The 26,691-nt window shown below is 44.8% G+C and carries 17 protein-coding genes, 1 tRNA gene and 2 pseudogenes; 5 read left to right on the top strand and 15 right to left on the bottom strand.

All coding sequences use genetic code 11. From position 1 onward, the window contains the following. The first annotated feature begins 74 nt into the window (after positions 1-74). From ACTVIM_RS04525 to ACTVIM_RS04510, 4 genes are all read left to right on the top strand, one after another. The gene (locus ACTVIM_RS04525) at positions 75-521 is read left to right on the top strand and encodes a gp58-like family protein (protein ID WP_445613794.1); all 447 of its coding nucleotides are present in this window, start codon (positions 75-77) and stop codon (positions 519-521) included. Positions 522-778: 257 nt separating this feature from the next. Beyond that, complete coding sequence (locus ACTVIM_RS04520; RefSeq protein ID WP_445613793.1) at positions 779-1,033, top strand: GlsB/YeaQ/YmgE family stress response membrane protein; 255 nt, start codon at positions 779-781, stop codon at positions 1,031-1,033. 255 nt (positions 1,034-1,288) lie between these two features. Continuing rightward, positions 1,289-2,671, top strand: a complete 1,383-nt coding sequence (locus tag ACTVIM_RS04515; RefSeq protein WP_445613792.1) for a phage tail protein — start codon at positions 1,289-1,291, stop codon at positions 2,669-2,671. Between the two features lie 561 nt (positions 2,672-3,232). After that, complete coding sequence (locus ACTVIM_RS04510; protein WP_445613791.1) at positions 3,233-4,729, top strand: HD domain-containing phosphohydrolase; 1,497 nt, start codon at positions 3,233-3,235, stop codon at positions 4,727-4,729. A gap of 212 nt (positions 4,730-4,941) precedes the next feature. Here the strand turns inward: ACTVIM_RS04510 and ACTVIM_RS04505 are convergent, their stop codons facing one another. From ACTVIM_RS04505 to ACTVIM_RS04450, 12 genes are all read right to left on the bottom strand, one after another. Further along, positions 4,942-5,682, bottom strand: coding sequence for an HNH endonuclease (locus ACTVIM_RS04505; protein WP_445613790.1), 741 nt, complete (start codon positions 5,680-5,682; stop codon positions 4,942-4,944). Positions 5,683-6,102: 420 nt separating this feature from the next. Continuing rightward, on the bottom strand, positions 6,103-7,509 hold the full coding sequence (locus tag ACTVIM_RS04500; RefSeq protein ID WP_445613788.1) for a restriction endonuclease subunit S: 1,407 nt from the start codon (positions 7,507-7,509) through the stop codon (positions 6,103-6,105). Continuing rightward, positions 7,506-8,984, bottom strand: a complete 1,479-nt coding sequence (locus tag ACTVIM_RS04495) for an N-6 DNA methylase (protein ID WP_445613786.1) — start codon at positions 8,982-8,984, stop codon at positions 7,506-7,508. Before ACTVIM_RS04495 ends, ACTVIM_RS04500 begins: the two co-directional genes overlap by 4 nt. Continuing rightward, positions 8,985-12,227 (bottom strand): type I restriction-modification system endonuclease, encoded by a 3,243-nt coding sequence (hsdR, locus tag ACTVIM_RS04490; RefSeq protein WP_445613785.1) that lies wholly within the window; start codon positions 12,225-12,227, stop codon positions 8,985-8,987. It lies immediately after the preceding gene. Between the two features lie 666 nt (positions 12,228-12,893). Next, entirely contained in the window at positions 12,894-13,070 is a 177-nt protein-coding gene (locus ACTVIM_RS04485) for a hypothetical protein (protein ID WP_445613784.1), read from the bottom strand. A 198-nt stretch (positions 13,071-13,268) separates the two neighbouring features. After that, positions 13,269-15,425, bottom strand: a complete 2,157-nt coding sequence (locus ACTVIM_RS04480) for a glycosyl hydrolase 53 family protein (RefSeq protein ID WP_445613783.1) — start codon at positions 15,423-15,425, stop codon at positions 13,269-13,271. Positions 15,426-15,716: 291 nt separating this feature from the next. Further along, positions 15,717-17,384, bottom strand: a complete 1,668-nt coding sequence (locus ACTVIM_RS04475) for an IS1634 family transposase (protein ID WP_172418601.1) — start codon at positions 17,382-17,384, stop codon at positions 15,717-15,719. Positions 17,385-17,735: 351 nt separating this feature from the next. Then, positions 17,736-19,826, bottom strand: coding sequence for a beta-galactosidase (locus ACTVIM_RS04470; RefSeq protein ID WP_445613782.1), 2,091 nt, complete (start codon positions 19,824-19,826; stop codon positions 17,736-17,738). 22 nt (positions 19,827-19,848) lie between these two features. After that, complete coding sequence (locus tag ACTVIM_RS04465) at positions 19,849-20,700, bottom strand: sugar ABC transporter permease (protein ID WP_445613780.1); 852 nt, start codon at positions 20,698-20,700, stop codon at positions 19,849-19,851. A gap of 3 nt (positions 20,701-20,703) precedes the next feature. Next, complete coding sequence (locus tag ACTVIM_RS04460; RefSeq protein ID WP_445613779.1) at positions 20,704-21,960, bottom strand: ABC transporter permease subunit; 1,257 nt, start codon at positions 21,958-21,960, stop codon at positions 20,704-20,706. A gap of 169 nt (positions 21,961-22,129) precedes the next feature. After that, positions 22,130-23,371: a sugar ABC transporter substrate-binding protein gene (locus ACTVIM_RS04455; RefSeq protein WP_445613778.1), complete on the bottom strand. Its 1,242-nt coding sequence runs from the start codon at positions 23,369-23,371 to the stop codon at positions 22,130-22,132. 157 nt (positions 23,372-23,528) lie between these two features. Next, positions 23,529-24,521 (bottom strand): LacI family DNA-binding transcriptional regulator, encoded by a 993-nt coding sequence (locus tag ACTVIM_RS04450; RefSeq protein WP_445613777.1) that lies wholly within the window; start codon positions 24,519-24,521, stop codon positions 23,529-23,531. A gap of 542 nt (positions 24,522-25,063) precedes the next feature. On the opposite strand from ACTVIM_RS04450, the gene ACTVIM_RS04445 reads away from it, so the two are divergent. Beyond that, positions 25,064-25,348 carry a hypothetical protein gene (locus ACTVIM_RS04445; protein WP_445613776.1) on the top strand — a complete coding sequence of 95 codons (285 nt, stop codon included), beginning with the start codon at positions 25,064-25,066 and terminating at the stop codon, positions 25,346-25,348. A 52-nt stretch (positions 25,349-25,400) separates the two neighbouring features. Here the strand turns inward: ACTVIM_RS04445 and ACTVIM_RS04440 are convergent. The 3 genes and pseudogenes from ACTVIM_RS04440 to ACTVIM_RS04430 form a co-directional block, all read right to left on the bottom strand. Then, a pseudogene (locus tag ACTVIM_RS04440) lies at positions 25,401-25,948 on the bottom strand (IS701 family transposase); the annotation flags it as partial. Positions 25,949-26,020: 72 nt separating this feature from the next. Next, positions 26,021-26,179: pseudogene (locus ACTVIM_RS04435) on the bottom strand (ISL3 family transposase); the annotation flags it as partial. A gap of 285 nt (positions 26,180-26,464) precedes the next feature. Beyond that, positions 26,465-26,537 (bottom strand) — tRNA-Val (locus ACTVIM_RS04430). Positions 26,538-26,691: the final 154 nt, after the last annotated feature.

The raw sequence follows: 26,691 nt of genomic DNA, 5'->3' as shown, positions 1-26,691 counted from the left end.
AAAAAGCTGTTCAAAACGCTATTTTCTTTCCCATCTGCACATTGTATAATCAAACTAGAGGGAGGTGAACAAGCTTGGAACGCGATACCATCGTGAAAGAAGTAGTCGAAGCGCTGAAAATGTTTTCCCGCGATATCCGCACCCAAATTGACGAAATGGGAAGCCAATTGCGAGCCGAAATCCAAGACACCGCTAACCAGCTGCGGAAAGAAATGCAAGATATGGCGAACCAACTGAGAGCAGAAATGCAAGACACGGCCAACCAACTGAGAGCAGAAATGCAAGACACAGCCAACCAGTTGAGAGCGGAAATGCAAGACACAGCCAACCAGTTGAGAGCGGAAATGCAACAATTTCGCGCCGAGGTGAACGAGCGGTTTGATCGACTCGAACAAAAATTCGCCGGCTTGCGCGTGGAGTTGACAGAAACGCAAGAAACCGTCCATTTCCTCGCGTCGAAAACCATCCAGCACGAGAAAAAGCTCCACCATCTGGCCAAGCAACTCGAATCCGTTCGTTAACTTCCCTTCACTCCAAGAGCCGCGTTGGATTCATCGTCAGACGCGGCGTCTCTGTTTCTCCGCTCGCGCGTCCAAGCGGGCCCAAAAGCTGAAGACAAACGAACAACGATACAGAAAACAAACGTACTCTATCCTGTCAAGCAACGAAACTGGCAACAAACGACGCATGTCAAACCGTTTCACGTATACGTGCATGTCGTTTAACATAAACTATTACCAAAGAACAGTTTTCACCAAACGGTAAGGAGGAACCATCCATGTCATTTTTATGGAGTTTGATCGTTGGCGGTATCATCGGTTGGCTAGGCGGGCTTTTGACAGGTCGCGATATTCCCGGAGGAATCATCGGCAATATCATCGCCGGGTTTATCGGTGCATGGCTTGGAGCAAAGTTATTCGGCAATTGGGGGCCGACCATCGGCGGATTTGATATTATTCCGGCTCTGATCGGTTCGGTCATTCTCATTTTGCTGGCTAGTTTTATCATCCGCAAGCTGCATCAAGCTAGGTAATGATGATCGGTCACCAGAATTCAAGATGGAAAAAACCGGGCCGTGTTCCGCCCGGTTTTTTTTTCGTGAACATCTCCACCACTTGGTGAATGCGGTCAAGTGCGGTATACGCAGTTTATGGAAGAATCGATCCACCGGCTCGACGGCATTCGCCTTTTTTCTGTTTTTCGGGGAACTTGTCTATACCATTTCTTTTCCACACGAATATGGTGAATCGACAAAATGAATTTCTGCTCAATAAAGGAGGCGTACTTGATGGATCAGTCGAACATGTTGCGCAAACGTCTCAAGGCGTTAGCCGCCCTTCGTGCCATTCAACAAATTTCGGTTCCCGGTGTCAATCCGAATCAAGAGCAGGCTTTAGCTTCATGGGCTTCGCAAATCGAACGCTCATTAACCAAGCTGCGCCGTTCGTTCCCCTCCGCGTCGCCGACCGCGAATGAAGTAGCGGCGCAGCAGCTTGATGGAATCGTCGACGCGATTGTCAACGTCCTGCAGCAAGTATTGACGCTGATCGAAAACGCAGCTTCGACAACGATTGATGATGTGCAACAACTGCTGACCGACTTGCTGAATCTCTTGTCAACCAGCCTTCCAGCCATCTTAGACAGCCTAGCCGCACTGCTGGAAACGATTTTGGATACGGTGACAAACGGCTCTGACGACGAGATTGGCTCGCTGTTACAGCAGCTCATTCAAGCGATCAACGCCTTGCCGCAACAAATCGTTCCGTTGCTGCAGCAAATTTTGCAGGCGATCACCAACCTGCCGGGACAACTGCAACCATTGATTGATTCCTTATTGGATGCCATTGCGAATTTGCCGGAAGCCCTCGAACCGATCGTCGCTGACATTGTCGACGCGCTCAACAATGCGGTAGCGACCTTGCAGCCCATTTTGCAGAGCATCGCCGATGCCATCACGAACTTGCCAGGACAATTGCAACCGATCTTGCAAAACATTCTCGATGCGTTGACCAATTTGCCCGAACAGCTGCAGCCATTGGTCACCGCCATCACCGATGCCATCAGCGGGTTATTGTCCGATCTAGAACCGATTTTGCAAGATTTGCTCGATGCCGTCACAGGTTTGCCCGCTGCGTTGCAGCCGATTTTGCAAAACATTCTGGACGCTCTGACCAATTTGCCAGAGCAGCTCCAGCCGCTCGTACAAACGATCGTTGACGCCCTCAACAACGTGCTGGCTAGCTTGCAGCCGATTTTACAAGATGTGCTCAATGCCATTACCAATGCCGTTGCCAACTTGCAGCCGATTTTGCAATCGATTCTCGATGCGGTCGTCAATCTGCCGACAGCGTTGCAGCCGCTCGTGCAAACGATTGTCGATGCGTTGACCAATCTGCTGACCAACTTGCAAACGACCGTGCAAGCCATTCTCGATTTCTTATCCAACACGCTGGCGCCGGTTTTAGCTCAAGCCGGCCAATTGTTGACCGTCTTAACCGCTGAACTCCCGAACATCCAAACGATACTGCAACAATTGCCTAGCGCGATCAATACGATCAACACGGCGCTGCCAACGATTTCCTCCACCTTGCAACAAGTCCTCTCCGTCTTGCAGCAACTGCTCAACGTGCTCGGCGGCTTGCCGCTTCCTTTGCAAAACAATCAACAATAATTCACCTTTCTCAGCCAATGGAGTGTCTCAGCGCAGCGAGACGCTCTATTGGCCCATACATAAGCACAGCCAGTTTTTCTCGCTCACTCGCCACCTTTTGGCGGCCATCGGCAAGCTTGCCCGTCCCCTTCCGCCGACAAACGAGTGGACACGACCAGTCGATCGATGTCATTTCAAAAAATCGCTTACACACATTGTCACCATGCCAAAGAACTAGTATAGTAGACTTAGAAGCCCGGTGAAAAACCGCTAATTCCCTTCATCGATGGGGGAGCGCGTGAAAAGCAGGACCGATGCAACAAGGTTTTTCTCGTTGAGAAATGAGATGGCAAAGCCGTATCCACGAATCAATCACCGGACGCTTAGGACTACCATTGGCTTTTCCGTTTTTCATCCCTCCGGTGCCTCGTTGTCACCGGCCTTTAGCAACATGCAAAACGAAAGACATGGTGCGCCGAATGCAAATTTCCACCCTCGCTCGCCTTAGCGGACGGGGCTTCTGTTCCAACAGCATCCAGACATCATCACTTGCCGAATTAGACAAAGAAAGGTAGGAAACCAATGTATCGTTCCTTTTTGCGGCAATTATGGCGCTACTACGTCATGGGATCCGCAATGGCCGTCGGAGGAGTAGGCACAACGTTCATGTTGACAACGTTGCGTGTATCAGCGCAGGAAGGAAAATGGCTGATCGCCATTTTATTCACATCGGCAATGGTGATGGCGGCCGCGGAAGCGATCGTCTTCGCCCGGGATGTAGCCCCTATTCGCCGCTTTTTTGCATCCCAATCTCCAGACCCGTCACTGGCGCTCGCAGCCTTCAAACAAGTGCAGCGCTTTCCGCTGTTGGCCGTTCGGCGGATTTTAGGGCCGCACTTATTCGGGTTGTCGATCCCGGGCGCCGGGCTGACCGCCTTGTGCATTCACTACCATATTTTGTCCCTTCCATATCGGTATATTCTGTACGCGTTGGCCGGGGCTGTGCTGATCGCCTCGCTCCATGCGCTCATTGAGTTTTTTTTGACAACGAAAGCATGCCGACCCTTGTTGGCATCTTTATCGGCGCAAATCGGTTCAATGGCAGAACAAGTGCCGCTTTCCATTTCCTTAAAAACGAAACTGCAGCTCACCGTATTATTCAGCAGTGCGTTTCCTGTTCTGCTGTTTAGCCTTGCCACTGAAATCAAATGGTCGATGACCGATCCAAACGGGGCCCATTGGTCCTACTGGCCTTGGGCTGCGACGATTTTGCTCTTTTGCATCGGCTTTTCTATATTTTTGGCGCGCTTATTGGTCGAAGAAATCCATGAACCGGTCAACGTTTTGCTTACTCACATGAAACGGGCGGAAACGGAAGCGTATGAACCGATCGCCCACAACGTTTATACCGATGAGTTCGCCGAATTGCTTCGCGGATTCAACCATATGATCGGCGCTGTACACAGTCGTGATCAGCTGAATAAACAGCTATTGGACAGTTTCATCACGGTTTTGACCGCGGCGTTGGACGCCCGCGACCCTTACACCGCGGGACATTCGTTGCGCGTGGCGCATTATGCCCGCGCCATCGGGGAGAAACTCGCTTTGCCGCCGGAACAGCTTGAGGTGCTATACCGCTCAGCCCTTCTCCATGATATTGGCAAAATCGGCATCCCCGACGCTGTTTTGCTGAAAGAAGGGAAACTGAGCGAGGAAGAGTTTGCCTGGATTAAAAAACATCCTGTCATTGGCGAATCGATTTTGCGCGAGATCCAACCGCTAGAACCGGTTGAGCCGCTGTTGCCGGGGATCCGTTCCCATCATGAGCGGATCGATGGAAAAGGATACCCAGATGGACTGCGCGGCGAGGACATCCCTCTGTTCGGACGCATCATCGCCGTCGCTGACGCATTTGATGCCATGACATCGGATCGCCCGTATCGCAAAGGCATGGAAATTCACCAAGCAGCCGCTATTTTGCGTCAAGGAAAAGGAACACAGTGGGATGAAGAAATGGTGGAAGCCTTTTTGCAGTGGATGGAAGAAACGATGCCATCGACCGCCACAGCAGTGTCTTAAAGGGCGGGAAGTCCATCCCGGTCACGCTTCGTGTTCATAAACGCATTGACCAAAGATGTTGATCACTCGTAGCGGAAAAAGAAGCTCTTGGATGTTTTAGGCTTGAAAGAGGGTGTCCCAAACGATGGGAACACTCCTCTTCCACCGCCGCCATTTGCCGGTGTCTGGCCAAGCCACCCCGACATGCAGCTGGCCAGACGCTCAACTACAAACTAAATCCTTCTACGTGCTTCAACAATCTCCCGCAATTCTTCAATCGATAAATTCCCTCTATGCAACATAGCATGGCAATTCGGGCAGACCGGACGCAAATCGTCAAACGGGTTCACCGTATATTGCTCACCAATCTCGCTCAGCGGAATGAGATGATGAACTTCGATAAATCCTTTCCCGATTTCTCCATAAACTTGCTCAAAGTCAAATTGACAGACGGAACAACGGTAGCCGTGTTTTTGCAAACAAAGCCTCCGCGCCCTTACATTTCGTTCATACCGATTCACAGCAACCAGCTTTTTCCCGCCTTCGCGTAGCGAGACATCCTCCAACTCGCTCGGCAATAACGTATCGCTTTGATGATCCATGTCCGTTTGTTCGTATCGACGCACCGCCTCGCGTAATTCAGGGCGCAATTGCCAAATATACTTATCGCGGCGCTCTTCTCCTAAAAAAGGAATATGCCAGTACCATATTTTCCCGTCCTCACGAATGGGAAACTGAACATCAGGGTATTTTCGAATAATGCGTTTTCCCAATCTTCCTACTTGAGCATTGAAAGGGGAATGGCTCACTTTGTTTAAAAAACGCGCCAGCTCTTTCCCCGATGCGCGACAATCCGGAAAATAATACAATGTTCGGATCAGCTCCACATCTTCTTCATGGAATACACTTCGATCGTTTAACATGTCCAACCATTGATCAGTGGATATGGCCAGCGGCTCAGCATAAATTTTCATTGTCATCCCCCAATGTGCATAGATATGATCAACCATTTACCTCCAAAACTAATATTATTATGGGTGAAACAAATCTCTAACATAAATTTATTTGCCAAAAAACGCAGCCCTCGTCGCAAGCTGCACAACGCCATTTCAAGGATGTGACTGATACGACGCGCCCCCATCCCGTTACGGTAGGGCAAGATCCGTTACCGTCTGCATCGCTATAAAGAGCCATATTGTCTCGATGATCCAGTGGTGGCGCTGACTTCAACATCTACGAGCGAAAAACTCCTTCTCTTTCCTTGTTTGTCAAGGATTCATTCGACAATGGACACAAAAAATCCTCCCGATTTTCGTCGGAAGGGAGGAAAATGGTAGTGAAGAGGAAAAAGAGCTCACTCCATACTTGTTGAGTGAGCTTCTTACATAAATAGTTTATTTAGCTTTTGATTTTAGTACTTCTTTTAACAACTCAATGGCATGTTGATCGGTTGGATCGTTTGTACCAAGCTCGCCACGGAAGGCTTTGTTGAGAATAGCTTGCTTTAATAAATCAAGTTTTTGTTCGACTTCTAAAACTATTTCTTTTTCAGTCTCTAATTTACTTAATAAATTGTCTACCTTCTCAGCAATGCGTTTTTGTTCATTATATGGTGGTAATGGAAATGGAGCTGTGAGAACATCTTCACGAGAAATTCCAGGGATTACCCCTTTGGACTTTTCCTTTAGCACTTGCACATATGTTTGGATAAAAATCTTCAAGTAACCGTTATACAAACCATATATAGGTCTTAACGCCATTATTTGCCTACTTAAATGAGATTCTTCTACTTCTTGAATTATTGTTTTGCCAACAGTCCCCTTTACTGATAAAAGTACATCGCCTTTTTTTCCAACAACTGAGGGTTTTTTGATCCACCTTTCAATTATTAATCTATCATCTTCAATATTACTTGCTCCCATAATATATGGGACGCCAATCCCCTCATTGTTACACTCTTTTGCATTAACATCACGCCCCGAAATCAGCTCGATTACCTCTCCAAGTCTGACCCAACACCAGCTTTCAGGAATATCATAAAGAAGTTCACTTTGTTCTGGGATAGGTAAAGGTTCTTCTTTTTTCTTTTGTTTGCCCCAATACCGTTTTTGTTCTTTGATATACTGCAATAATTTATCTGCCGACTCATCAAGGGAACTTTGGCTAACTAGTTTTCCCTTAATTGCCCTATCTAAAATCGCCGCCCGTCGAAGTTCAAACGACTCCTTCACTTCTTCAATCAACCGCTTCGCTTCATCAATTTTCGCAAAAAGACGCTCAATCCTCTCAACAATTCGTTTTTGTTCGTCTAAAGGGGCAACTGGAATTGGGATTTTATTCAAATTCTTTTGAGTTAACTTTGGCTGTGCAGTACCAGTAACATAATTGTGTAGCGAAATAGAGTTAATATAATAGCATACATACTCTTCTGGAGTTCCACACTTTCCTTTTAAAATATGTGCATGATTGTTAACCCAAATTTCCCCTTCGGCAACAAATGATACTGGTTTGGACCGGCTAATTAAATTTGCTCCATCCTCAGCAATTAAGACAAATTTGCCATTATGAGTCCAGTCATTAACATAATCTATAACACCAGAAGCACCATAATAAGGGATATTTCCCTTCATTTTTTCTCTATCTTTTGCTGATACAGGTACTCGTGCTCCATTGTGATTTTCTAGATAATTTCCTAACCTCACCCACACCCAATTCCCCGGCACTTCATACGGCTGTTCGTCTTCCGGGACTAACGCTTCTTCTAGAAGTTCTTCCAGCGATTTTTGTTTCGTTTTGCTCATTGTTTAAGCACCTCAGATGTTTCTGCTACTTTCAGCACTTCGTTCGTTGCTTGGTAGCTATTAGGTTGTTCGACCGCTTTTAGCTCGGCGATGACTTCGTTTAGCAGCGAAATCGCCAATTCTAATTTTTCCACCGCTTCTTCGGCGGAGTCGATCGGGTCTGGCAAGTTTTCGTAGACGGATAGGGATTCATCAGCAATTAAGCCAATATCTAAGCTGTCGTCTTTTTTCGCAATGTCTTCCCTTGTAAACACATTCCAGCGCTCGTCTTTGACTTGACGGCGGTCTTCTGCTGTGTAGGCCTTGATAAATCCTGCAAAATGTTCTTTCGTCAACGGATTCCGCTTGCCGAAAGACGGCATGTTCGTCCGTAAATCGTACACCCATACTTCTTTCGTGTTGCCGACGTCGGTTTTTCCGCGGGTGAAGAATAAAACGTTCGTTTTCACCCCTTGGGCGTAGAAAATCCCGGTCGGCAAGCGTAAAATCGTATGCAAGTTGCATTTGTCCATTAAGTCGCGACGAATGTCGGCGCCAACTCCGCCTTCGAACAAGACGTTGTCAGGGACAACGACAGCGGCTCGTGCTTTTCCATTCGGTTTCAAAGCTCGGTAAATGTGTTGCAAGAAGTTCAGCTGCTTGTTTGATGTTGTAAAGGTAAAGTCTGTTCGTGTTGCCCGTTCGCCGCCTTTTTTCGTCCCAAACGGCGGATTCGTTAAAATCACATCATAATTTTTCAAACGCTCACCAAGTGATGAGAGGGTATCGCCTAACAAGATTTCACCATGGACATCATGAAGCAGCGCGTTCATGACCGCTAAGCGATGCGTATCTCTGACCAGCTCTACTCCGGAGAAGGCCTTGTATTTTTGAAATTCAATTTCTTCTTGGGATAAGTCAAAATAATCATCCGTCTGCTCACGCACATGACGATCCGCCGCGATCATAAAGCCGAAGGTTCCCGCGGCAGGGTCATGGCAGCGCTCGCCGGGCTGTGGATTTACGAGCTCGACAATGACATCAATAAGGACGCGAGGCGTAAAATATTGCCCCGCTCCTGATTTGACTTCACTCGCGTTCTTTTCTAACAGTCCTTCGTACAAATCGCCTAAACCTTCTTGCTTCGCGTTATACCAATCTAAGTTATTGATGGATTGAACAATTTTTTCTAGATTCTTTGGTTCTCTAATGTTCGATGTCGCGTCCGTATAAATTTGTTTTAATAATTCATTTTCCTCTTTTCCTAAATCAAGCAACAACTGTTGGTAATGCTCTTTTAGTTCAATCCCGTCTCTTGCCACTAACGAATCCCAGCGATAGTTTTCGGGAATGATATATTCTTGGCCGGTTTCTTTCATCATTTTTAAAAATAACAGATAAGTTAGCTCTGTAACGTATTGATGATAAGTAATTCCATCATCACGTAGAACATTACATAAGTTCCAAAGCTTTTGTACGATCTCTCTGTTGTTCATCTACGCTTGCTCCTTCTTCGAATAGTTGTATAAGTTGTGATTAATTTCGCGAACAATGTGAGCCAATTGTCCGTCGAAAATTTTATTTAATTGTTGGAAGCCTCCGTGGCTTTTAAACGGCTCATAGTCAAACGCTTTTTCCGGATCGGGATGAAGAACGGATTCTTGCAGCAATTGCTTTTCAATGCGTTCGAGCCATTTCTTTTGCACCGGCGGCCATGCTTTCATTTGGTAAATCTTTTTCATGGCGTTTTTAATCCGTTCTTCATGGCTAATGAGCGGATCGCCTAGTGCTTGTTGGCGAATGAAGGCGATGATGTCCGCCGCGATGTCTTCGTTTTTCGCCTCCCGCCACGCCGCTTGCAGTTTTTTCTCGGAAAAGCCTTTTTGGTCCAGTTCAAGCAGCAGCTTTTTCAGTTCTTCCCTCGTTAGCTCGGTCGGCCGCTGGCAAACGATCATTAAAGCCGGAATTTTGTTCATATTGTTGCGAATAAATTCGCCGAACGACTGCAAGTAGTCGTCTGGCTTTTCCGCGTTTCCGTAGCCGCGTTTGACCGCGATCAGTTGATCCTCATGTCTGGAAATATATTGCTTATTTTCCCGGTAGTGATTTTCATCCATATAGCGGAACATCGACTTGTACTCTTTTAATTGTACAGGTAATTCCTCCGGCGGCAAGGCTTTTACCCAATCGATAAACTCATCGACCGTTTTGCCGCCGGACAGCACTTGAAAGTCTTGGTGTTGCCGATCGGACCATTTCCACTTTTTCCGCTGGATCTTGGCGATAAGTTGTTCTTTTTGATAGTGAAGATGTTCTGTTTTTTCTAGTCCCTCTAGTTCTTCGACTAACTGGGTCAGCGAAACATTCGGGCGCGTTACGACCGGTTTCATGCTCGTATACGGCTTTAAAGATTCATAAATCCCAACCGCGTCAAAAATTTTAAAATGGTCTTTTCGGATTTCTTCACATCTTCTCGTCGCGCGTCCTAACATTTGTTCATACAGAATGCGCGAGCGGACACGCCGCAAGAAGACGAGATTCGTAATCGCCGGCACGTCCACCCCCGTCGTCAGCAAATCAACGGTAACGACAATAGTTGGATATTTTTCATTTTTAAAGCGGCGGATCGCCCCGGAAGGATCTTTAATCGAACCGGTAATTTTCATCACCGCGTTGTCTTCGACTTCGCCGTATAGAGTTTCGAACTCTTCTTTTAAAAGACGAACGACTAAGTCAGCGTGATCATCCGTAGCGGCAAAAATTAATGTTTTTCCTTCATCATCCGGAGAAATATAGTTCGTCAATTCGCGAATGATGACACGATTAAAGCTTTCGGTAATGACTTTGGTGTTAAACTGCGACACGTCAATGTTGACTTCGTCTTCTAAATACTCTTGCGAAATCGTTCCTGTCACCGTGTCATACACATCGACCGTTTCCCCTTTCGCCCACGTGATCCCTTCTTTTTTCAACACCGTTTCAAATTGATACGGGGGTTCATGGTCGACTAAATAGCCATCCACTACCGCTTCTCGGTAAGAATACGTGAAGACCGGCGGCCCAAAAATTTCTGTCGTATGAAGCGCCGGCGTCGCCGTCAATCCGATGCGGACGGCATCAAAATAATCGAGCACTTTGCGGTATTTGCTGACGTAGTCTTGATGATCGCGAAATTGCAGTTCGACCTCATCCATTTCTTTATCTAGCGTATAACCGCGGTGGGCTTCGTCCACAATGATGCAATCATACTGATCCACCGGCGGGATGTCTTCCGAGCGGTCGTTATAAAAAATTCGTTTTAACATCCCTTGTACGGTTGCGATATGCACTTTCGTTTCGTTGTCTGGTTTTTGATCGTATAACGATTGTAAACTATAAATTTCGGTGAACGTATGGAAACTTTCCATCTTGCTTTCTTTAAACGCGCTTTCTGCTTGTTCCGCTAGCGCTTTTCGGTCGACAAGGAATAAGATACGGTTAAAGCGTTTCGCTTTAAGCAATCGGTAAATGAGGCCAATCGCCATTCTCGTCTTCCCTGTTCCGGTTGCCATGGCGATTAAAATGCTGCGTTTTTTCTCTTCGAGTGCTTTTTCAACCGCTTGAATGGCTTTCACTTGGTAAGGTCTTAATTTCAAATAATCAAACTTTTCATCACGCAAAAATTGTTCTGAACGCTCAATGTCCTGTTCCAATAGCTTTTTCAGCCCACTAGGGGTATACCATCCTTGAAGCGGACGCGGGTGATTGGTCGATTTACGAGCATCTAAAAACCAAATGCCTGATTTTTGCTCGAGTTGTTTTAAATACGGCCGCCCATTCGTGGCAAAGAGAAACGGAACAAAATAGTCTCCCCACGGCTCATGGATCACTTCGTTGCCATGTCGAACGACTAATTGGGCATATTCTTTTGCTTGTTCAATGTCCGCTGGAATATCTTTGCTGGCGCGTTTCGCCTCGATGATGCCCACCAGCTCAAGACCAATAAATAGCGCATAATCGGCGTAACCGCGTTTTAAAGGCCATTCGGCGATGGCCATGTTTCGCCCTTTTTCCGGGCGAACGCCTTTGGAGAACCGCAACTTTTCAGAGTCCGCCTCCCACCCGGCATCTCGTAATTGTTGGTCAATAAGAAGACGGGTTTCCGCCTCCGTCAATTCGAAGTTCGCGATGGCACGTTGAGAGAATTCACGTCGTTTTTGCTTCTCTTCACTGCTAATATATAGCTGTTCTTTCCGTATCTTTTCAAGCTCCGTTTCCAATCGAGCGAGCTTTTCTTCGTATGATTGAACGATCTGATCGAACTCATCTGTTGTGATAGAGGTTTGCGGTGTCGGTTCGATATACTCTGGAGCTTGGAATGACCAATCGCCATACACTTCCATAAACCAAACAGCAATGCGGAACGCCATATGCAATAAAGCCTTTGCTTCGTTTACTTCTCCATAACTCGGATTATGTACCGCTTCATTTCCTTTCAGCCGAATGACCGTCAATAAGTCATAGATTTCTTTCGGGATAATTTGCTCGTAAAACAGAACTCTTAGGCGTTCTTGCTGATCCGTTCCCCGCTCTTCCCGAATTTCTTCTAAAGCTAAAATATATTTTGTAATCGTTTCCGCAAATTTCCTCAGCTCACTCATCGCCACGTTTGGATTTTGATATACGTTTCGTTCCGCTGTTTCCCCCACGCGAGCGAGAACTTCCCATTTTTCTTCTAGAAAACGGAAATTGTGCGCCATCTTCATTTTTCCTCCATACGCGTTGGTCGTTTCCCGAATCACTCTAATCGCTGACAAATATTCAGAAGACTATGCAGTTCCATTTTACCATAAAACTTTACAGCATTTCACATTTCATCATACATTCAGTTTCATTAGGAATAAATTTAGACAAAATAACAAACAACGGCTTTTCCTGTTCAACAAGGATTCCCCGAGTTCGACAGTGACTAGGCAAACAAAATGCCTCTCATCCCTTGATACTAAAGGAACGAGAGGCATTGGGACATACGTTGGGCGTGTATCTAAGAAACTGGTGATTTAATCTTGGATACGGCTTTGCAATGTCATTTCTCAACTAGAAAAACCTTGTTGCATCGGTCCTGCTTTTCACGCGTTCTCCCATTGATGAAGGGAATCAGCGGTTTTTCACCAGCCTTCTATGCGTGAGGATGGATGCCTAGGATCTTCGGAGAAGGCTCCAGCCCTAGGGCCGCAAAGAGTTGCGCTCGTTTGGCCGTCAGTTTGGTTCGCTGATCAAGGCCGCTGTTTTTTGAAGAAAAATGTCCAATTTCATTTGCCTAAAATGGCATAAAAACTGTCGAACTCGGATTCTTGGCACTTAAATTTCTTGAAAAATGATTCGTTTTTTAAATAAAAAACGTCCTGCCTTTGCCGCAGAACGTGTTAATTCAATTTGCTGTTCATAGACTCAAACATCTCTTTTATTTCTATAACCTTTTTTGGCGGTAAATGTAATTTCTCAGATATCTCCTCAACCGTCTTTCCTTCAAGTAATAACTTCACAACAGCTAATGCGTTTTCTGTATTTTTTTTATAACTTTGCTCTAGCCCTGAAATCATCAAGGACACCTCCTCTTGTGCCTAAATAAATGCCTCCCACCCTTTTTGTACCAACAGATGAGAGGCATATGGGTTGCCGCCTAGTTCCTGTCATAATGGGGTCAGTGTGAGGCGACAAAACGTAAGTAAGTTGGAACATGCTTCAATTTTATGCTCACACAGAAAGAAACAGGCCATTTTCCCTTTTCTTTGAATCCGTTACTCGGTTCGATATAATTGAAAATCGTCCACCGTTCCCCAAGCCCCTCCATTTGCCTTAATACTCGCTCCAATTGTCACAGTTCCATCACCAATATAAATGTCATGAATCTCAGGATGACTCCAATTCAGCCAACCATTCACCGTGGCAGTCGCTCGATACTCTTTTCCCCCTGTTTTCGCATACAAATACATTTCTGTATCCGAGGCATCTCCTCCTTGCAAAAACATTGATAAATTGTAATATCCCGGCTCTAATCCAGTAATTGTTTGTTCTACTTGGAAATCAACAGCTTCGCTCGAATAGAAGTGAAGAGAATAGTTTCCTGATTTTGCATCTGCAGCCTTCTCTAAATAGTCCGTATGTGGAGAAGTGCCATTTCGATAAATGATGTTCCACATCGTTCTGTCTTGGTCCTCGAAACTTGGATTGATTACATAGTTCTTCGGATTGATTTCAAGGTAAGCTGTTACTGTATGTCCGCTTTCAACTACACCATGAATTACGTGCGTTCCGACGCCAGTTCTCAGCGCTTGATCCAACTCTTCCTGATTCCATTTTACAGAAACTAGTCGTTGGCTTCCATCATTATAGGTGGCCGTTACCTTACTAGGCAATACAACCTGTTCACCGAACATAGCACGAATATATATGTCTTTGATCTCATCGATTTTTAAAGGGGCTACTGCTCCTGTATTCACATACTTAAACACATATAATGATGGCAAAGGTCTACCATTAAAATCGAACAGGGCTTGATTATCTACAGCGCTGCCCCCGTGCCATATCGCTGCGTCAGGATCATATTCAGCCGCAAAACGAGACGCCCAACCAGATCCATATTTTTCCCACTTTTTTTCGTTCTTCTTCAGATGCTCAGGCGGACCGACCGGAATCCATGCTGGTTCCCAATAAAATACGCCGATCCCCCATTTACCTACTGCTACCACTGCCTGAATGACATCTCGAATCGCATTTGCTTGTCCTTGGACGGTAATGGGATAGTTCAATGTTTGTCCAGAACTCTTTGGCGCTGTATTTTCATGGCCGTCCCCATCTTTTGTTGTATACGGATAAGATGTTTCTGCTACCATTACCTTTTTATGATACGTATTGGCTACGTATTTCAATACAGACGTTAAATTAGCTAAAGTACCATGCCAAAACGGGTAATAAGAACTGGCAAACACATCATAATCCACTTTATGTTCAGCAAGCGTTTTAGCTATAGATGCATATCTACCTGGGGTTTCGGGGTTGGTGAAATGTAGCACGACCAATATATTCGAACTCGTCTCCCTTACCGCTCGACTTCCGGCATTCAACAATTCACATATTTTCTCCCAATCCGTTTCACCGACAAAAGCATTATTTGTCTCATTTCCAATCTGAACCATACCGACTTGGATTTTCTCTTTCAACATTACTTTTAAGCTTTCTTTGGTGAATCGATATAAAGCTTTCTTTTTCGCTTCAAAATCCAGTTTTGCCCATGCTTTTGGAGAACGTTGTTTGGCAGGGTCAGCCCAAAAGTCAGAATAATGGAAGTCCACTAATAACTTCATCCCACTGGCTGTAGCCCGTTTTCCAATCTCAATGGCCTTTTCCAAATCACTATTTCCGCCTCCATAACCATGGCCTTTGGCATCATAAGGATTGTTCCATACGCGCACGCGCACATAATTGATCCCTGCTTCCTTTAGTGTTTTAAAAATATCTTGTTTCTTACCATCGGCTCTGTAAAATTTCACCCCGCTATCCTCAAGTGAAATAATGCTCGAAACATCCACTCCTTTGATGAACTCTTTGCTTAGGCCATCCACCCTTTTTACAAAAATATCAGCTGGAACCGGTTTTGTGATTTCTCCGTCCTCAACGCTGTTTGACGCCACCAACTGAAAATGATCAATATAACCCCAAGCGTTTGGTGCCCCAGTAACTATTGCACCAACTTCAAAGTTAGACGCTTCTTCTTTTACAGTAAATTCCAATTTAACAGTCTCCCAAGAATTATAACCTTTTGTAACAACAGCATCCCCCACTTTATCACCAGCGAACAATTGAATATAACCCGCTTCTTCTCCTGCTCCTCCCATTGATTGAACGGACAGTTCATAGCTTCCTGGTGGCAACTGTCGGATCGTCTGTTTCAACATAAATGTTTGATTTCCGTTCGCTATATCACGAATCCAGTATTTAAAGGCACTATCCCCCTCACTGGGAACAATCCATGCATCATTTGAATAAGAAAAACGCTGTAGATCAACAGAACTCCAATCACGTGTAGTAACTGTCCATGATCCATCAGCCCAAAAATCCGATTCAAACCCCCCGTTAATGAAATAATTGTAGGAACCCGAGTTCGACAATCACTAGGCAAACAAAATGCCTCTCATCCCTTGATACCAAAGGGACGAGAGGCATTGGGGCATACGTTGGGCGTGTATCTAGGTGCGAGGATGAATGCCTAGAATCTTCGGAGGAGGCTCCAGCCCTAGAGCCGCAAAGAATTGAGCCTGTTTGGCCGTCAGTTCGGTTCGTTGATAAAGGTCACCGTTTTTTGAAGAAAAATGTCCAAGCATGAGACGTTCGCATTCGTCCCTTACGTTCGGCCACGATTCATGGGTTCGGATCTCGACGATCCGAACTAACAAGAGAGCAAGCCAACTGAGCAGCACATGCGCCCGAATGCGGTCTTCCAAGCGATGATACATAGGCCGCAATTCCAATGTAGACTTCAATGTTCGGAAGGCCTGCTCAATATCCACCAGCTGCTTATACCCGATGGCGACATCTTCGGCAGACAAGGTGTCATCGGATGTCCGGATGAGATATTTGCCGTCGTACTTTTCCGCGTCACGAACCGCTTGCTTGTCGATGCGAAGGGTTCCGTCCTTCAACTGGCGCAAGTATTTTCCGTAGGACGGATGGGAACGCAACCGGCAGGTCGCCTTATGATGGGCTTCGTTTGGGAGTTGGCGAAGCCCTTCTAACTCCTCTTTCAGCGATTCGAGCAGCGTTTCTCGCTCCTTGCGTTGGCGTTCGGCTTCGCTGGGATTGTACACGAGAACATAGCGCTGACGCGCTTCTCCGTCGCCGACGATGATTTCTTTGATGTGCAAATTCTCGTCCACTTCATGATAACGTCCGCGACGGCTTAAGGCCTCTTCGACGGCGGCTTTGCCGGATCGCATTTTTTCGCCGACAATGTAGTGTCCGCCGGCCTGTTGCAAGATTCGCAAATTCTCTTCAGAGGAAAAGCCGCGGTCCATGACGCTGATCACACGTCCAAGCTTCCAGCCAATCAAGTCTTGTTTCACCTGTTTGATGACCGTCATGTCCATCGTATTGCCAGGCCATACCCAAGCGCGAATCGGGATTCCTTCCCGGGTGACAGCCAGCCCAATGACGATTTGAACCAAGTCTGGGCGTTTGTCTTTCGAGAATCCTTGTTTTCGAAGCGATTCTCCTTCCGGTGTTTCAGAGGGATCCACTTCGAAGTACGACGAAGTCGTATCGAAGTAAATCAAGTCGACTTCCAAATTCAATAAATCGGCCACAGCATGGAACACTTGACGTTCCAATTCCGGCTGCACGGCCAGCAGTTCATCCATCGCCCGGTACAACTGGTGGCTGGCGGCTTGAGGAAGGTGAGGGATATACACGTCTTTCTCCACCCACTCCTCCATCGCCAACTTGCTTGACGGATGAAGGGCGCGATTCGCCACCATGGCAAAAATCAGCCGTTCCAGCGAAATCTGGTGATGTCGGGAGGTAAACAAGGAGTGGAGAATCTCTCCCAACCCCAGTTGTCTCCAGAGCTGATCCAAGAGCCAGACGCCGCCGAGGTGTTTGCATGACTGGAATTGAAAGTCATCGGAAGCTTCTCCTGTCAACGTTTCGACTTCCCAAGCCTGCTCAGGAGAAAGGAATCGCGAAATGCTTTTGGCCAGACGTTCCAAGACGGCGCGATCCACTTCATCTTCGCGCCCGAATGAATAAATCACCTTCGCTTTCGCATATTTGGCCTTTGGATCCCATTCATTGTGAGCAAGCTGGAGATAAGCAACGGTTGTTCCATCCTTATTTTTGCGTGTGACTCGTCGTATGTACATGCCTATATTATAACGTATAAACTTTATTTTTAAAAGGAAAAATTAATAAATCGTGTGCCTATTAAATTCGGCGTTTTTTCCTAGGATCCGCATTACGAAACCCTTGATATAACAGCATTTTGGTCATTTCCATTTGCCTAAAATGACCTCAAAACTGTCGAACTCGGGAGGAAGCAGCCGCTGTTTTATGAATATGACTGGACGAAAACGGCATGATCATCACCATCATCGCGACTAGTATGCAAAGAATTTGTTTTCCCATCCTCTCCCCCGCCTCCATAAATATTTTCGCAATTAACGCACCCAAAAAACTTGATTGACTATCTTATGGAACGTGATCCGTCGTGTTTGCTATTTGATCGATTTGTTGTTTGAATGAATCTCTCTTTTCTTCTCCACGACTAGCACCTCGTATTTATCTAGTATAATCTCTCCGCCAATTTCCTTATCAGTGAAAAGATTCTTCACCTTTTCCTCAAGAACGACGGTCTGTTTCTCCTCCGTAAAATTCATAATAAACACATAGTCACATTCCGGTGCTTGCCGCGCTTGCACGGATACTCCTTTCCCATGTTTTACAAACAAAATAGGCCTTAAATTCAGTTTTTCCATCAACACTTGATAAAAGTCTCGATGGAACTGATCCTCTAGACGACCACCAATATAATAGGCTTGGCCTTTTCCGTATTGGTTACTAGTCACAGCAGGCGTATTTGCATAAAAATCCTCTTCATAAACTCCCTCAATGGTTGCTGTCTGAACCTTAATCACTGTTGCATAGTCTTTCAGCTCGTAAGATCTTCCACGATAGTGAACCGAATTTCGATCGTTTGGATAAAGTGTATCAGTTTCTATTGGCTCCATGCCAAACATTTCCCTCAAGTCTTGATGCCAACCTGTTAAATAAGCTAAATCATGTTCATCAACGATCCCGCTTATATAGGTCATGACAAGTGTCCCTCCATTCGCCACAAACTCTTTCAAACGAGCAATCAACTCTTCGCTCACTAAGTAAAGCATCGGTGCAATAAGCAACCGGTATCGGGAAAAATCATGCTCTTTTGTGATCACATCTACGGGAATATCATGCTCCCAAAATGCACGATAATGTTGTACTAACGTTTGCGGATAACGTTTCGTTTCAGCCGCAAACCCTTGCACATCATTTAACGCCCAATTGTTTTCCCAGTCATACAAAATCGCCACTTCCGCCGGCCGGCTCGTTCCAACAATGCCAGACATCTTCTTAAGCATCTTTCCCACTTTAGTAACTTCTTGAAATACACGGTTATCCGTTCGATTGTCGTGGTCAACAACTGCACCATGAAACTTCTCAAACGATCCCCGAGACTTGCGCCATTGAAAATAGAGGATGCTGTCAGAGCCATGGGCGATCATTTGCATGGAAGACAAAAAGTGCATGCCCGGTCGCTTCGCTTTGTTCACTTTATGCCAGTTTACTAAACTCGGCGTGCATTCCATCAATAAGAACGGCTGCTGCTTCAGACTACGGTATAAATCATTGATAAAACCGACTTTCATGGCCAAATCGGCGGTGCTCTCCCAATCATTGTGCCAAGCTGGATAGGCATCCCAGCTAATGACATCAAGATGTTTCGCAAACTTGCTGTAGTCAAGCCCTTGAAAAGGGATAAGGTCATGTGTATCAGCCATGAAATTCGTTGTAATCGGAATATGCGGAGTCAGCTCCCGAAGCGGAACGATCTCATTTTCAAAAAAGGAAATCGTCTGATCCGTCACAAACCGTTTCCAATCAAGATTCAACCCATGAATCGTATGTTCACCAATCGGAGACGGAGACTCGATTTGCGCCCAGTCGGTGTACGTATGACTCCAAAAAGATGTCCACCAAGCGGCATTCAGTGCGTCAAGGTCATGATTGTATTTCTTTTTCAACCATTCACGAAACGCTTCTTGGCACAAATTACAATGGCATTCCCCCCCATATTCGTTGGAAACGTGCCACATGAGCAAAGCAGGATGATCGCCGTACCGTTCCGCCAACAATCGATTGATATGTTGAGTTTTTTCGCGGTATACGCTCGAGGTAAAACAGTGATTATGCCGACCACCATGCAACTGTCGAACACGTTCGGCATTCACCCGCAACACTTCAGGATACTTTTTCGACAACCATGCCGGTCGGGCGCCGCTTGGGGTAGCCAAAATTACCCGTCCACCAATACTGTAAATGTCGTCAAACACTTTATCGAGCCACTCAAAACGATAAACTCCTTCTTCCGGTTCGAGAGCAGACCAAGCAAACACCCCAACCGTTAATGTGTTTATATGGGAGAGTTTCATCAACTCAAGATCCGCCTGCAAAATATCCGGCCGATCGAGCCACTGATCAGGGTTGTAGTCTCCGCCGTGAAGAATAAAGTTCGCTTGTGTTGTGTAGGTTCGTTCATATCTGGGCATCATGTTTTCCCCTTTCACTACATCATCCTTTGATTCCACCTAATGTCAACCCGGAAACAAAATTCCGTTGCAACATCAAAAAAACAATCGCTACGGGAATACTAATCAAAAGCGCTCCGGCGGCAAACGTTGTATAGCTCGCTCCCATTACTTGGTTAACAAGATTATACAGCCCTATCGGAAGCGTATAAGCATCAGGAGTTCGGAGAATGGCCGATGATAAAACAAAATCGCCAAGCGGTCCAGTAAATCCGTTCATCGCTACGACGGCAATCATTGGTTTAGATAACGGTAAAAGAATTTGGAAAAAAATCCTAGTACTACTCGCCCCATCGATTTTGGCACTTTCGTCCAAGTCTCTTGGGATCGAATCCATATATCCCTTCATCAAAAAGGTGTTCATCGGAATTTGCCCACCGATATAAAGCAAAATTAATAGCCAGTGACTATTGATCATTCCAAGCATTTGCGCCAGCACAAATAAGGCAATCAATGCGGAAAATTGTGGAACCATTTGCAGCAACAAAAATAGCGTTAACGCGTTTTTCCTCCCTTTAAACCGAAATCGTGAAAAAGCATAGGCCGTAAATGAAACACTGATGACAGAACCGATCATTGTAAACAGACTAATTTTTATCGAATTCCAATACCATCGTGCATACGGTAAGCTTTCCTTGCCGGCAAACAACTCGCGATAGTGGTCAAAAGTTGGATGATTCGGAATGATAGATGTGCTAATTAAGCTGTTCCCAGGATTCAGACTAGCACCAATTGTCCAGATTAGTGGATAAATAATCACGATGGCAACAAACGTTAAAATGGCATAGGATACAAAGAGAAGAAGGAATTTTTTTGACCTCACACTTACTCTCATGTTCTATACTCCTTCTTTGAAAGAATTGGTCCGTCGAAATTGCCATAACGCAATCCCCATGACAAACAAAGACAACAAGATTGTTAAAGAGGCAGCCAACGCATATTGACTGGATTGCATCGTCAATTTATAAATCCAAGACACAAGGATATCCGTTCCCCCTGCCGTTGATCCCGGAACAGCCGGTCCGCCTCCATTAAATAGATAAATAATATTGAAGTTATTAAAGTTAAATGTAAACTGTGTGATAATAATCGGTGCCATCGCCAATAACACCATCGGTAATGTAATATATCGAAATTTGGCAAACACGGAAGCTCCGTCAATGGTCGCTGCTTCATACAACTCTTCAGGAATCGACTGTAAAACGCCCGTCGTAACGACAAACACATATGGGAAACCTAACCATCCTTGCATGAGGATGAGCGCTACCCTCGTCCAATGCTCATCGGTCATCCATGGAATCGGATCGATGCCAAGCACTGCTAAAATCGTATGGTTGATCGCTCCAAAACTATCGTTGAATAGACCGGCAAACACTAAAATTGTAACAAACCCTGGTACAGCCCATGGTAAAACGAAAATTGTACGATAAATTTTTTTTAGTCGAAGTCCTTTCTGATTAATGATAACAGCTAACAAAATTCCAAGAGCCACCTGAAAAGTGGAAGCAACAAGCGTCCAAACAATTGTCCACATTAACACATCGAAAAATGTTGACCGCCAAATGTCCACTGTAAAAATTTTTTTAAATGTATCAAAACCAACCCAGTCGACTAAACGAGCAGGTGGCGTGTGATATAAATCATAGTTAGTAAAAGCTAGTGCAAAGCTGAACAGTACTGGGAAAATAACAGAGAAAATTAACAGAAAAAACGCCGGGCTACTGACAACATATGGATACCCTTGTTCAATCAGCTGATGATACTCCTCCTTCAAAGTACGCAATCGAATTCCCTGATCTCTCCGTTCGCCATTTTTATAGGCATCTCGCAAATTAAAATAATAAAAAGCAAGCCCAAAAACAGCGACAATGATGGCAATAATCCCTTCGGCCAGAAGAAAAATGGAATGATCACGCAGCACTTCCGTTCCAAGCGTCACAATTCCCCAAAATCCCATGTTGAAAAGATCAGCAAAGACGGTCAAAAAAGATATAGAGAAAACGAGAAATAAAACGCCTTTTATCCATTGACGATTGTAAAGCTGGCCGAGACCGGGAATGATGGATAAAAGCAATGCAATTTTTCGATGTGCCATCTTTTTCCCCCGCTTTCCTTCCTTGGTAAACCCGAGCACATTTTTTCACGAAAACAAAAGGTGTCAAACAAAATGGCTGTTTAACACCATCCCCATCGATTCATTAGGTTTAAGCCTTTACCCTTCGGTTCTCTCATATAACTAGAGGCAGGAACATTTGTTCCCAATCTTATTTACTGCTATGTTTGGCCTCAATTTGCCCTTTGATCGTTTTTACTGCTTGGTCCAGTGCTACTTTTGGCTCCGCCTTTCCAGTCGCAATCGTTTGCAATGCCGAATCAGCTGGTTTCCAGACTTCATTCATTTCTGGAATATTCGGAATCATTTCAGAAAACTGGGACTGCTCAGCAACCGCACGCGCGGCCTCGCTACTTTTCACAATCGGATCATTCACTAAAGCTTTGACAGCAGGAACCTCTTTCGTCACTTCATATCGCTTTTTCGAATTTTCTTCGTTAGCTAAGAAGATGACCAATTTCTCGGCAAGGTCTGGGTGTTTCGAATAGGCACTTACGTTGTAGCTTTTTACCCCAATAAACGCACTCATATTTTTTCCGTTCTCTAAAGCTGGGAGTTTCGTCACCCCAAAGTTGACTCCCGCTTTGGTAAAAGGTTCAATATTCCACGGGCCAGAAATAATCGCTACTGCTTTACCTTCCGTAAACAGCGATTCGAGCACATTAATTCCCTGCTCGCCAATCATCCCTGAGGGGAACAGTCCCTCTTTATAAAACTTTTGAATAATTTTCGCTCCTTCAACAGCACCTGCATTGTTTAACCCAATATCTTTCGGATTATAATTCCCATTTTCGTCCTTTCCAAAAATATAACCACCGTATCCACTCATCACGCTTTGTGCATAGTAAATTTGATCAAATAGCGCCAAAAAACCAAATTTTTTACCATCTGTCACTTTCTTGGAATACTCATACCATCCCTCAAGCGTTTTCGGTACTTCTTTCTCAGAGATGAGATCTTTGTTGTAGTAGAGCGTCGTTGTCTCAACCGCTTTTGGCAAACCATACACTTTGTTGTTTACTTTTTGCGACTGCATGGCTGCTTCCGTGTAAATCGATTGAATATCTTCACCAACATTTAATTCTTTGATGAGCCCTTCGGTTACGGCTGTCCCAATCTGATCGCTCGGCATCGTCAATACATCCGGTCCCGTACCCGCAGGCCCGTCCAAGCGCAAATCCTCAATTTGTTTCGCATACGGCTTCTCAATGACTTTTACTTTCACATTGTTTTCCTTTTCAAATTGGGCAATAGCATCTTTAATTCCAGCACTTTTTTGAATGTCTTCCCAAACAACGAGCTCTACTTTTCCACTGTTGTTTTCTCCCGCACGAGATCCTTGGTTATCGTTATCTTTAGGTCCGCATGCAGTTAAAGATAAACTAAAAATCATCACAAAAGCGCAAGATGTTTACTAACAATCCTCATCACCTTCTCATTCCCCCTTCTCTTTTTGGAAACGCTTAACTACCTTGAATATAGCACTGATAATAAAAAAAGTAAACAACTTTTTACTAAAATTAATAAAAAATTTATGAAACAAAAAAGGGCTAGTTCGTACTTTTTCGTACGATAAGTTCAGCCCCTAACAACAACGTCTTAACAATTCTTCTCTTTTTTTGTATTCGCTCCAGTAACAACTCGATCGCACTTTTACAAATTTCATGAATGTCAATATGAAATGTTGTCAATGGAGGCGAAACATATTTGGTAATGCTGATGTTATTGACACTGATAACACTCACCCTGTCAGGGATACTAATACGATGCTCATTTAACGACTGTAGGCAACCAACGGCAATCGGATCAGACGCCACAAAAAACGCAGTAGGCAGTCGATCTCCTAGGGTTTTGATCGCCCTAGTCATGAGTTCATAGCCATTGTCAAAAGAAAATCCTCGGTGGCAAAAAATATACTCTTCCTTGAGCAAGCCCTTTGCTTTCATATAATTTCGAAACGCCCGCTCGCGCGAATCCATCTCATCCTTTCCTGTATTCGGATTCGGATACGTCCCACCAATAAAACCGATGTCTAGATGCCCTTTCTCAAGAAAGAAGTCGATCGCCCGCTCAGTGATCTGCGTTAAATCTGGACGCACCGAATCAAAACAGCTCGGGTCGGGTGATAAATCAATAAACACTCCTTTCGTCGTAATCGATCGCAGGCGTTCAAGTTCCTGATCGGAAAAAATTCCAACAGCGATAAACCCCTCAATGTTCTTTGGAATTTGATCAATGCCATCTGAAATTTTATAAGTCTGTAGCTCTAGATTAAACTCTTGCGCTAACTTTTCTATCTCCATTCTCATTGTTTTGTAATACACATCTTCTAATTCCTCTTTATCCGTAAACCAATATAAAAAAGCTATATTACGAATCACTTTTCTGATAGTTTTCTTGCGGTAGTTCAACCTTTCTGCTACTTCATAAATTTTCTCACGCGTCTCCTCGGATACTGAAAGATCCGGATCATTGTTCAACACCCTCGAGACAGTTGAAATTGAATAGCCCGCCTGTTTAGCAATGTCGCGAATCGTTGCCATATGCATTACCCCATTCCATTCAGTTTTTGCCCATTATTCATTATAACAGATATCCAATTTTTTTACTAAACTTTTTTACCTACATCACTGTAGATAAGCAAAGCTTCAATCAAATTTAATAAATAACGCACAAAGATCATTAATCAATCTGTAAGCATTCGCATTTGACTGATGGCATACAATCTTTCCCTGAGCGTTTTTATTCACACGTCACCTGTATGACAAAAAGGACAGGAAAAACAAATCGATACCTTGAAAAAGACAACGAATGCAATCGAATACCATCGAGAGCGATTACAATAAAATCTGTAAACATTCATTTGCTAAATAAGGCTACCATTTTATCCATTTTTCATGTATCTTTATTAAAAAGTGGCTCTTCACCACAAGTTGTACTTGACTGTTTCAAAACATGCCATACTTCCTTATGGAAGTAAAAGACAGTAAATCAACGATTTTATACATGGTAACACGAAAAGAAGTCTCACTTGTCAAGTACACGTTATGGTGATGATCCTAAAAATTAGATGGAGGGAATAAGAATGAGAGAGAAAGAATTTAGAAATTACTTGATTAACGACAGTAATATTAAAAGCAAAGTGAAAGCCGTTAACTCAAGAGTGGCAAGAGCGCTGAGGGTTGAAAGAGAGCTTAACGTCGATTTAGACAACATTGTAAAAGATGATAAAGCTATGTACAATTTGTTGCTTCAAATTCAAGAGAAGCTCAATGATAAGGAATATCATAATGCCTATCAAAATGCAGTACGAAAATATTATTTGTTTGTTAATGGAAAAGAGTTTCCTAAATTGAATAACTGTAGATGAGCATTTTTCATTACAGTAATTTCCATGCCCTAAGAGACAAACAGGGTACCCCTTAGGCAACATGGAGCTGTTTTTTGATCACATCAATAGGAATCTCTTGCTTTGCGGCGTCATCGATGAACTCGACGACGCTGTGCCCTTTCCGAGACCGAAGAAGCTCCAGGCCGGAAGAGAGATCTTGCTGAGATTCGGCGATGCTGTTATATACGCAGGCGAACAGCACCACGGCCCAATACCGTTTCACCGAACGTGGCGAACACAGTACCCATCAAGCTTCAGCTGGTCTTTGGCCTGCCGGAAACCGCATTCGATCGTCCAGCGCAGGGCATCGTAACGCAAGATCTCTTCATCGCCTAGCTCCCGGTCGGTGCTCAAGTGATCTGGCGTCATCGGTTGATCCGCCTTCCAAGCCAGCCGCACCACCGCATCCTCGAGGCCATGGATCGCTCCCTCGTAGCGATACACGCGGTAACGTTCCTTCCCCACCGTGACGAGGCGGGTGTCGTTGGGCTCGATATAGCGGGCAAACTCCTTCGCTTGGACGGAGATGCCTTTCGGATAGAGAGTCCGGTTCGTCTTGAGCATCGTAATGACAAAGAATTTCCGATCTCCATGCCCCATCTTTATCACCTGACAAGCTGGCACAGTGACAAGAAGAGCGAACAATGCCCTGTAAAACAAAATTGCAACTCTTATATAGCCATGCATCCATGGCTTCTCTTTTTCTGTCATTTTGATCGTGCGCTTTAAGCAGACAGGACATAACGGGCATTGTTCGGGTAGAGAACGTTTGAAAATCCAACGTTCTTCTTTTCACACCTTTTGAATCAAAACACCTGGTCAATCGATGAGTTCTTCGATAAACTGAGAGTACATGCGAATTTTCCTCCATGGTTTGATTTCGTCACCTTTACCATACCGGAAAATTCGCATTTTTTGTACCCTCTATTTTCCATATGCATACTGATCTTAAAATCTCAAGTACAACTCGTGGTGAAGAGCCAATAAAGTTTTATCCAAAAATCACACCAAGTTACCAAAGACACCAAAAATAACGAAGCGATGCAGCAAATAAAAAATCCCTTGAAGCCTTATGGCTCAAGGGATTTCACTTGATGATTCCGACTGGGCTCGAACCAGCGACCTCCACCCTGTCAAGGTGGCGCTCTCCCAGCTGAGCTACGGAATCGTATATTGTTGTCCGCTATCGAACACATTTTTAATTATATAGACGAGCATACACGTTGTCAATAACTTTTTTTAAAAAATCGCTGTTCAGTTTGAGAAAGGGAAAGCGGCCTTCCCCTAAGAGGCTGGTGATTTAATCATGGATACGGCTTTAC

It is taken from the genome of Geobacillus sp. YF-1 (genome assembly GCF_052692335.1).
Note: the sequence above shows the minus strand (reverse complement) of the source record. Positions and strands in the feature narration are given on the sequence as shown.